At 72.0% G+C, this 9,729-nt stretch carries 9 protein-coding genes; 4 read left to right on the forward strand and 5 right to left on the reverse strand.

Annotated elements, in window-relative coordinates; all coding sequences use genetic code 11:
* Positions 1-470 precede the first annotated feature (470 nt).
* Positions 471-1,412, forward strand: a complete 942-nt coding sequence (locus AC5LSR_RS03830) for a PHP domain-containing protein (RefSeq protein ID WP_250290046.1) — start codon at positions 471-473, stop codon at positions 1,410-1,412.
* 92 nt (positions 1,413-1,504) lie between these two features.
* Here AC5LSR_RS03830 and AC5LSR_RS03835 read toward each other — a convergent pair whose 3' ends face one another.
* Positions 1,505-1,963 carry a MarR family winged helix-turn-helix transcriptional regulator gene (locus AC5LSR_RS03835; RefSeq protein WP_250285990.1) on the reverse strand — a complete coding sequence of 153 codons (459 nt, stop codon included), beginning with the start codon at positions 1,961-1,963 and terminating at the stop codon, positions 1,505-1,507.
* A 391-nt stretch (positions 1,964-2,354) separates the two neighbouring features.
* Between AC5LSR_RS03835 and AC5LSR_RS03840 the strand changes: the two genes are divergently transcribed.
* Entirely contained in the window at positions 2,355-3,500 is a 1,146-nt protein-coding gene (locus AC5LSR_RS03840) for an Mrp/NBP35 family ATP-binding protein (RefSeq protein ID WP_250285989.1), read from the forward strand.
* A 169-nt stretch (positions 3,501-3,669) separates the two neighbouring features.
* On the opposite strand, the gene tatB is transcribed toward AC5LSR_RS03840, so the two are convergent.
* The 4 genes from tatB to sigE all read right to left on the reverse strand — a co-directional run bounded on the left by tatB (position 3,670) and on the right by sigE (position 8,650).
* Positions 3,670-4,344, reverse strand: coding sequence for a Sec-independent protein translocase protein TatB (tatB, locus tag AC5LSR_RS03845; RefSeq protein ID WP_250290044.1), 675 nt, complete (start codon positions 4,342-4,344; stop codon positions 3,670-3,672).
* A 364-nt stretch (positions 4,345-4,708) separates the two neighbouring features.
* Positions 4,709-6,214 carry a S1C family serine protease gene (locus AC5LSR_RS03850; protein WP_250290042.1) on the reverse strand — a complete coding sequence of 502 codons (1,506 nt, stop codon included), beginning with the start codon at positions 6,212-6,214 and terminating at the stop codon, positions 4,709-4,711.
* A gap of 601 nt (positions 6,215-6,815) precedes the next feature.
* Positions 6,816-7,751: an anti-sigma factor family protein gene (locus AC5LSR_RS03855; protein ID WP_250285986.1), complete on the reverse strand. Its 936-nt coding sequence runs from the start codon at positions 7,749-7,751 to the stop codon at positions 6,816-6,818.
* Positions 7,748-8,650: an RNA polymerase sigma factor SigE gene (sigE, locus tag AC5LSR_RS03860; protein ID WP_250285984.1), complete on the reverse strand. Its 903-nt coding sequence runs from the start codon at positions 8,648-8,650 to the stop codon at positions 7,748-7,750. The genes AC5LSR_RS03855 and sigE overlap by 4 nt, the downstream gene beginning before the upstream one ends.
* Positions 8,651-8,819: 169 nt before the next feature.
* On the opposite strand from sigE, the gene AC5LSR_RS03865 reads away from it, so the two are divergent.
* Positions 8,820-9,485, forward strand: a complete 666-nt coding sequence (locus AC5LSR_RS03865; RefSeq protein ID WP_250285983.1) for an O-methyltransferase — start codon at positions 8,820-8,822, stop codon at positions 9,483-9,485.
* A 49-nt stretch (positions 9,486-9,534) separates the two neighbouring features.
* A partial coding sequence (locus tag AC5LSR_RS03870; protein ID WP_493464904.1) for a hypothetical protein occupies positions 9,535-9,729 on the forward strand: 195 nt, incomplete at its 3' end.

Below are 9,729 nucleotides of genomic sequence, written 5' to 3' on the forward strand. Positions count from 1 at the left end.
CCGCCGCCCGCGCCGCCGGCTACGGGGCCGGTAGCCGCGGCGCTCCCGCCCGCCGGAGTGCCCCGGCCCATCGAAGTCCTGTTCACAACATCCCGCCCAGAATCCCGCCCGGAGCATCCAGGAGTCACGACGCCCGCCGTCGTCACGGGGCCAACCGTCACAGTACCGGGACGTTGGCGGCGACTCGGTCACAGCGGAAAGTGATCCCGGAAAAACCACGGGCGAACCGCCGCGGGCCACCGGAGCGGACACCGTCAAAGCGGATACGGCAAGCGGGCACGGCCGAACGGATACCGTCGGGCGGATGCCCAGCAGATCCAACAGATATCGTGGACGGGTGGCCGCGCGGAAACCGGTGTTCCGCGCCCGTTCCCGCATATGTAATTCCACATATGTGATCCCGCGCATGTGCTCCCCCGCTCCGGGCATGGCCCGCGGACGGGAAAGCCCCCCGCGGGAAGGGCAGGCCCATGGCGGGAAGGGAGAGCGGCCTGAACGCGCATCCGGTGGTCCCGGTGGTCCCGGTGGTCCCGGCGGACGCGGCTGACCTGCACACCCATTCGACGGCGTCGGACGGCCTGCTGCCGCCCGCCGACGTCGTCCGCCTCGCGGCCGCGTCGGGCCTGGCCGCCATCGCACTCACCGATCATGACACCACCGCGGGCCTGGCCGAGGCCGCGGCCGCGCTGCCCGTCGGCCTCACCCTGCTGCCGGGAGCGGAGATCTCCTGCCGGGTGCGGGCCGGCCGCGGCCGCTGGGTGAGCCTGCACCTGCTCGCCTACCTGTTCGACCCGGCCGAGCCGGCGTTCGCCGCGGTCCGTGCCCGGCTGCGCGACGAACGGGTCAGCCGTGCCCGGCGCATGGTGGAGAAGCTGGCCGCCGACGGCCATCCGGTGTCCTGGGAGCGGGTCCGCGCCCTGGCCGACGGCGTGGTCGGACGCCCGCACGTGGCCGAGGCCCTTGTCGAGGCCGGCCTGGTGGACGCCGTCCAGGACGCCTTCACCCCCGCCTGGATCGGCCCCAGCGGCCGCTACTGGGTGGACAAGGACGAACCGGATGTGGCCGAGGCGATCCGTCTCGTCCGCGAGGCCGGCGGGGTCAGTGTGCTGGCGCACGCGTTCGCCGGCAGGCGGGGCCCGACCATCGGCCCGGACGTGATCGCGCGGCTGGCCCGCGACGGCCTCGGCGGCCTGGAGGTGGACCATCCCGACCACACCCCGGACGCCCGCGCCCGGCTACGCCGGCTGGCCGCGGACCTGGATCTGATCGCCACCGGCGCGAGCGACTTCCACGGGGCGAGCAAGCCCCAGCCGCTCGGCGCGGAGACGACCTCCCGGCGGGCGCTGGACGCGCTGGTCGCCGCGGCCCGCGGCGCCGAACCGTTGACCGGCCCGGCGGCACCAGCCCGCTGACCGGTCACCGGCCGGTCAACGGCCAGCCACGACCGTCCGCCCGCCAGCCAGACCCCGGCCAGACCCCGGCCGGGCGCCGGGCCGCCGGCCGGCTACACGCTCTGGCCGCAGCCACCGCCCGGTGGGTGCCGCGCGGGCGGGTAATGGTCGAGCCGGCCCAGCAGGTCGGCGAGTGTGTCCAGTTCGTCGGGGCTGAAGTGGCTGGTCACGTGTTTGGACACCCCGGCGAGATGGGTCCGGGACGCGACCCGCAGCCGTTGGCGGCCCTCCGGGGTGAGGGTGGCCAGCGTCCCCCGCGCGTCCGACGGACACGAGCGGCGCTCGACCAGGCCCTCACGTTCCAGCCGGTCGACCAGCCGGGTCAGTCCGCTGCGCGACAGCAGCACCGCCTCCGCGAGCTCGTTCATCCGCAACGCGCCTTCCGGCGCCTCGGAAAGCTGCACCAGCACGTCGTAGGAGGCCAGCGGCAAATGGTGCTCGGTTTCGAGGTCGCTTTCCAGCTTGCGGGTAACGTAGGAATGAGCTCGCAGGAACTGACGCCACGCGCGCATCGATCGCGGGTCGACCAGCGGTTCCTGTTCCACTGTTTGCTCGTCCACCGTCACGTGGATCAGAGTACGTCGGCACTATGGGCGCGGGCTCGGACTCGCCAGGGATGTCAGATGATCGACAATTTGACCGACCTCGACGGGTTGACAGCCGGCCCATCACCTCTCGACAGCCGCGCCCGGCCCGTGGACGGCCGTGGGCGGCCCGGTCACGCCAGGGCGCCGGTCGGCGCGCCGCCGAGCACCGCTCGCCCGGGGGCCGTGCCGTCCGCGCCGGAAGCGGCCGGGTTCGTACCTTGTCGGACGCGTCCAGGCTGGACCTACGGTTATGGTGGACGTGCAGGCGTGCCGGCAGGAGCCGCACGCACCATCACACAGACCGGTCGAGGTTCTCTTGTCTGCTTCCCGGCCTAGCGCGGACGCGATCCAGGCAGCTCTCGCAACGGTGCTCGACCCTGAGATCGGGCGTCCGATCACCGAACTGGACATGGTCGAGTCGGTACGTGTCACCGACGACAACACCGTGGACGTCGTGGTGTTGCTGACGGTCGCGGGCTGCCCGATGCGCGAGGAGATCGTCTCTCGGGTCGATCGGGCGGTCACCGCGGTGCCGGGCGTGCGAGGCACGCGGGTCCGCCTCGAGGTGATGACGGCCGAGCAGCGCGCCGCCCTGCACACGAAGCTGCGCGGAGGAACCGCCACCCGGGCGATCCCGTTCGCCCAGCCCGGCTCGCTGACCCGGGTGTACGGGGTGGCCAGCGGCAAGGGCGGCGTCGGCAAGTCGTCGGTGACGGTCAACCTGGCCGCGGCGATGGCCCGCTCCGGACTGTCGGTCGGCGTCCTCGATGCCGACATCTACGGGCACTCGATCCCCCGGATGCTGGGCGTGGACCGTCTGCCCACCCAGGTCGAAAAGATGATCATGCCGCCGCAGGCGCACGGCGTCAAGGTCATCTCCACCGGTATGTTCACCCGGGGAAACCAGCCTGTGACATGGCGTGGCCCCATGCTGCACCGCGCGCTGGAGCAGTTCCTCTCGGACGTGTTCTGGGGCGACCTCGACGTCCTGCTGCTCGACCTGCCCCCGGGCACCGGCGACATCGCGATCTCGTTGGCGCAGCTCGTGCCCTCCTCCGAGCTTCTTGTGGTCACCACTCCGCAGCTCGCCGCGACCGAGGTCGCGGAGCGGGCCGGCACAGTGGCGGTCCAGACCCGGCAGAACGTCGTCGGCGTGGTCGAGAACATGGCGTGGCTGCCCTGCCCGCACTGTGACGGGCGGGTGGACGTCTTCGGCTCCGGCGGCGGCATCGCCGTGGCCGAGCGCCTCAGCCGGGTCCTCGGGCACGCGGTGCCCCTGCTCGGGCAGGTGCCGATCGACGTCCGGCTGCGGGAAGGCGGAGACAACGGCGTCCCGCTGGCGATCTCCGATCCGGACTCCGAAGCGGGGAAGATCCTCCGGGGGGTGGCCGAACGCCTGTCGTCCCGCTCCCGTGGGCTGGCGGGCCGTTCCCTCGGCCTCACTCCGGCCCGGCAGCACTGACCGCGGCGGATCCCTCAGCCGGCTCCTGTCGGCGATCTTCCGAGTACGATCTCGGAGCAAGGCGGGAACGAGCAGGGCAGTGGCCTGCGGGAACACTGATAGGACGCGGCTGCCCCCCGAACAGCCTCCTGGACCGTCCGTCCAACGGCCTTCCGGGCGGGCCGGGAACTCAGGTCGCGTCGCCGTCGAACGGCGGCGCGACCGGCGGCTGGCCGGCCGCGGTACCGCCGCCAGCCGCGGGAGAGGCGCCACCGCCGGCTCCGGAGGACACCTCTGGGCCCGGCCGGCCCGAGCTGTCGGACGTGCTCTTCGTCAGGGAGGTGGCCTTCGCCAGGGAGGCGGAAGCCGCGGACCCGGGCGACGACGTGGTCAACGACGGCCCGGTCGAGGACGGCTTGGCCAGGGACGTTCCATCCGGCGACGCCTTGGCCAGCGACAGAGTGGGCTTCACCTGGATGGCGGCGTCCTCATAGGAACCGGAGTCGTAGGAAAGCCGCGGACGAGGCGGATCCACCGCCCCGGGCAGGGCGTCGGAGTCGTCGTCGAAGAGCATCTTGTCGAAGGACGTCCGCTTGGACAGGTAGGACGGCAGCACCGGATCGTCGTCCTCGAGCAGGTGCTTGCGGACGAAGGTCTTGGGGTGCAGGGTCCGCAGATCGAGGTCGGCGAACTCCGGGCCGAGCTCGGAGCGCAGCTCCTCGCGCATCCCGGTGGCGGCCTGGCGGATCTGACGCAGCATCCGGCCCGCGTCGCGGGCGACCTTGGGCAGCCGCTCCGGGCCGAACACGAAGAGGCCGATCACCAACAGGACAGCGATCTCGCCCCATCCAACGCCGTTGAACACAGTTTCACACTACCCTGCAATCGCGATCAACGAAACAGGCTTGCCGACATCCACCGGCCAGCCGTCGCCCGGGCCACGCCTGACCGGTCTCCAACTATGCGGACAACGCCCGGACAACCACCCATCGCAGTGTCGTCGTCACAATACTGTCATCGCAATGTCACCGCCATCATACGATCATTGTGTTTCTGGCATCACAACGTCGCCATCATCGCAACGGCTCCGGAACCGGAGCTCCGGGGCCGGCCCCGGAGCCCGAGCATCGACCGCGTTCCGCCCACCTACCCGTACCAGCCGTCAACCCCGTACCAAGCCGTCAACCAGCGGACACGGGCATCCGACACGGCCGGCCGTGGCCGCACGGTCAGCCGGACTGCTCCCGCAGGGTCACCTGAGCAGCCTGCGCCCGGCCGTCCCGCTCGAACGTCACAGTGATCCGTTCGCCGGCCCGGTGTGCCCGGGTCGCCGTGATCAGATCGTTGATGCTACCGACAGCGACGTCTCCGATCCTGGTGATGAGATCGCCGGGACGCAGCCCGGCCAGTGCCGCCGGCCCCCCGGCCTCGACGCCACGGACCAGGACACCGGCGGACGTCCCGGCCCCCGTGGGGGCGTTCGCCGCAACCGTGACCGCGGACACCCCGATGTGCGGATGGGTGGCCCGCCCAGTCTGGATGATCTCATCGGCCACCGACTTCGCGTAGTCGATCGGGATGGCGAAACCGACACCGATGTTCCCGGACATGCCATGCTCACCGTAACCACCGGGCACTGTCGCGATCGCCGTGTTGATGCCGATGACCTGGCCGCTCCCGTCCAGCAGCGGACCGCCCGAATTGCCCGGGTTGATGGCGGCGTCGGTCTGGATCGCGCCGATGAGCAGCGACTCCCCGCCGGATTCCACCGGCACGGTCGGGTCACGGTCCAGCGCGCTGACGATACCGGTGGTCACGGTCCCGGCCAGCCCCAGGGGCGCGCCGATGGCGACCAGGGGGGCGCCGACCACGAGCGACCCGGAACGCCCCAGCGTCGCCGCGGGCAGCGGGCCGTCCGCCCGGATCCGGATGACGGCGAGGTCGGTCCTGGGATCACGGCCGACGATCTCCGCTGGCATCGGCTGCAGGTCCTGGTAGCGGGTCACCGAGACGCGCGCCTTCGCACTGACGTTGGCCAGCACGTGGTTGTTGGTCAGGATGTAGCCGTCCGGCCTGATGATCACACCGGAGCCGGTCGCGGTCGCGGCCTGGGTGACCACACTGATCGTGACCACGGACGGCAGCACCCGCGCGGCGATGACGGAGACCGGGACGCTGCGTTCACCCGGGGCCGGCGTGCCGCCGCCTGCCGCGCCCTGCGACGCGGGCGCGGACGAGGCCGTCCAGCCGTGGTCGCCACCGGACGCGCCGTAGGCACCGATCATGCCACCGACCACCCCGCCGAGCAGCCCCGCGAGCAGCAGCGCCAGCACCGGGAGCGACGAAAGGCGGCGGAATCTCGCCGGCGCGGCCCGGCGCGGCCCACCCGTCCCGCCCGGATGGCGGGCGCCGGCCGGCTCAACGGCACCAGCGGCACCAGCGACACGGTCACCCGCCCGCACGCTGCCGTCGGCAGCACCGACAGCGGTCGGGCCGCCATCCATGGCGTCCTCGGTGGTCGTGATGTCGGCGGCCACCGGACCGGCGCTGACGCCCGTACGCGCGGCGGCACCCCACCACTGGGTACCGGCCGGCCGCCGCAGGCCGATCGGCAGCGCGGCACCGCCCGGCCATCCGGTACCGGTAACCGGGACCGGCCCCGGGGCCGGACGGGTCCACCACGGATCGGTTGGCGGGTCGGAGGGCCCGCGGACGGCGCCGTCGAGCCAGCTCATGTCATTTTTCGTACCCGAATGCGCTATTCCAGTGATATTTCCCGACTCCGACGGCTCCTGCTTCGCCCCGCCCGGCCCTAGGCCAGCGGGCGTGTCCGCCGTGGATCCCGCCTGTGGCGAGTACCCCGTGACAGGCCCGGAGCGCGAGGGAACGGCGACATTCTCGCTGCCACTGCTCATGACCGCTTCGCCTCCCGACCGCCGCTGGGGCCTGCCCTCCGGATCGTCGCCTGGCCTCGGATCCACCGAGCCGCTCCTCGCGACGCGTCGGAAAGCCCAGCGTAGTCACCGATATTCAGCAGACCGACTCCGGAACGTGTTCGGAGACGAGCTGAGTCGTCAACCGCCGTGACACCCGCAGGCGGATGACCATAGCGCACCGTTCACGCGCCTACCACCGTACGACTCGCGACACGGATCCCGGGCTGCCAGGGCAGCGGAGGTGACTTCCGTCATGTAGGTGACATCCGCCATACAGGCAGCGGTTTCCACCTACGATGCCTTCGGCTGTAGGCGGCTTCCGCCGTGTGCGGACGACAGTTCCCAGCTGCGGTCTGCCCGGTTCTCCACCCACGGCTTGCCCGGTTCGCCGACGTTCCGCCTACGGCTTGCCGGCGAGGGGACGCCGTACGCTGACCGGTACGGATACCACGCTGACCGTCGGTGCCAGACGGCTGACCCTGACCGCGGTGACACCGGTGGTGAAGCTCGGCTGTACCACCGGCACCACGGCCGGAAGGGTCGACGACGCGGGAAGCCCGCTGGGAGCGCGCGCCTCCCCGAACGCGGCTCCCGCGACGGCGAAAAGCAGCACGGCCGCCGAGCCCACCAGGGTGCGCCTGGCCCGGCTACGGCGATACGCCGCGCGTACACGCGGATCCGCCGGCCCGGGCCGCGGGCGCCGGCCACCCGTGGCCGGCGTGGTCACGCGTGGTGCCACCCGTGGGGACGGCCGGCCGGCCGCCGTCCATCCCTCCTTCGTCGACGCCTCTGACAGGGCCGCAGGCAAGATCACAGCGGCTGGGACGGCCGGCGTCCCGGCCGTGAACGCCCGCCTCCCGGTGGGCACATGCGCCTGCGGCGGCGACCACGTCGAGCCGGCCGCGTGGACGTCTCCCCAGCCATGGGGATGGCCGGACCGGAACCTCTCAGGGATGCCGGCGGGCGGCTGCGCGACCGGGTAGCCGACGGGAGCCGCTGGATCGGCCGGAAGCATGGGGCTGGCTGGAAACGCGGAGCCGGCTGGAAACGCGGGGCCGGCAAGCACCCGGTCGTTGTCCGTGGCGGAGGGAGTACCCGCGACGAACCGGGTGGGGATGGCGGCCGCGGCCATCCGCAGCAGCCTGTCCGCCACACAACCCGGCAGCACAGGGCCGCCGAGCGCCGCCAGCCGCGCCTTGAGGCGACGCAGTTCGGCTACTTCCCACTGGCAGGCGGGACAGCGGGCGAGATGCGCCAGGGCGCGGTCCCGGTCGTCATGGTCGAGCTGCCCGTCGACCAGCGGGGCGATCCGATCACCAAGATGGTGTTCGCTCACGCCTGCCGCTCCGGCGTGGACGTCGCACCGCCCACATGCGCCGTGGTCGGCGGTGCGCTCGCAGCCGCCGCCCGGCGAGGGATCCGGTGCGACCGGTGTGGCCGGTGCGCCCCGTCATCCGCCGGGGCCCGGCTGTCGGCCATGGGCGGGGACTGCGGCCCGGCCATGGCCGTCGGCGAGACGGCCGCGTTGCTGCCGGCCGGCTCGTCGGCCACGGCCAGCAGCGCCGCTTCCCCGGCTGTGGGCAGGTAGGCCGAGGAGCGCGGCGCCCGGTCGGCGAGCGCCTGCCGCAGCATCGCGCGTCCCCTGGAGATCCGGCTGCGGACCGTGCCGAGCTTCACCCCCAGGGTCTGCGCGATCTCCTCGTAGGAGAGCTGCTCGATGTCGCAGAGCACGACCGCGGCCCGGAAGTCCGGCGGGAGCGCGGCCAGTGCGCCTTCGATGTCGGCGTCGAAGTGCGACTCCGCGTAGACGGCCTCAGGGCTCGCCTCACGGCCCGCCAGCCGCTCGGGGTCGTCCGGCAGCGCGTCGAAACGGATCTTCTGCTGGCGTCGCATCCGGTCCAGGAAGAGGTTCGTGGTGATCCGGTGCAGCCAGCCCTCGAAGGTGCCGGGTGTGTAGTCCGCCAACGACCGGAACACGCGCACGAAGACGTCCTGGGTGAGGTCTTCGGCGTCGTGCGCGTTACCCGTAAGACGGTAGGCGAGACGGTACACCCTGTTACCGTGGTCCCGTACGACCTCTTCCCAGGTGGGTGGGACCCACGCGGCCGCGTCGCCACCGACCGTGCCAGCGGCATCGGCCGCGACAGACCCGGCGGCGTTCTCCTCCGAGGCCGGACGTGGCGGAGCCAGCCGGCCAGACGTGAACGTGGCCAGGCGCGCGTCCTGTCCGTTCACAGCCGCCTCTCGATCGGTTCGAGACGAACGTACCCGACGCGCCGGCCATGGCGCGGCAAAACCCGCAGCGGACACCGGCTGTTCTCCCCTCGATCCATCCCCGACACGAGGCGCGTTGCCAAGACGAACGCGCCATCAGCACCCGGCGTTCCCGTAGGCTGCCTATGTCATGCCCGACACAGTCACCGGGGCCGTCGATCCGACCGCCGCATACACGGAGGGCTTCCTGCTGGAAGACCCTCCCCTGCGGGCTGCCCGAGCCCGCGCCGAGGAGGTCGGTATCGTCCCGGTCACCCCGGGCACCGGTTCCATCCTGCGCTTCCTCGCCGCCTCTGTGGCAGCCCGCACAGCTGTCGAAATCGGGACAGGGACCGGCGTGTCCGGCACCTGGCTGCTGCGCGGGATGCGCCCGGACGGGACCCTGACCACCATCGACGTCGAAGCCGAGCATCTGCGGCTGGCCCGCCGCACGTACGCGGACGCCGGCATGGCACCCAACCGCAGCCGGCTGATCACCGGGCGCGCGCTCGACGTCCTGCCCAGGCTCACCGACGGCGCCTACGACCTGGTCTTCTGCGACGCGGACCAGCGCGAGGCCACCGACTACCTCAGCCAGGCCCTCCGCCTGCTGCGGGCGGGCGGCATCGTGGTCTTCACCGGCGCGCTCGCCGGCGGGCGGGTCGCCGATCCCGACGCCCGCGACGCCGAGGCCATCGCGGCCCGGGAGCTGGTCGCCGCCGTCCGCGACGACAGCCGGCTGACCCCCATGCTCCTGACCACGGGCTACGGCGGCCTCCTGGTCGCCGTGGTCGCCAGGTCCTCACCGGTCGGCTAGAGCGTCGGTCAAGTAGCGCGAGCCCCGTCCGTAACCACCCACGCAGGCCATGATCGGCGCGAGTTTGTTGTCGTGTGCGCTCTTTGGCCGTGTCAGCGTACACAGCGACAAACTCGCGCTGATCTTCTTCGGCGGCTGGCGTCCATCGACGTGTGCTGCTGTGCGCGAGGATACGTATGGTTACACGACCGGCGCTTTAGGCCGTTCGTTCGGCCAGGCTGTTTCTGCCGTTCGTTCCGCCGTT

It is taken from the genome of Protofrankia sp. CiP1_Cm_nod4, from assembly GCF_982290645.1.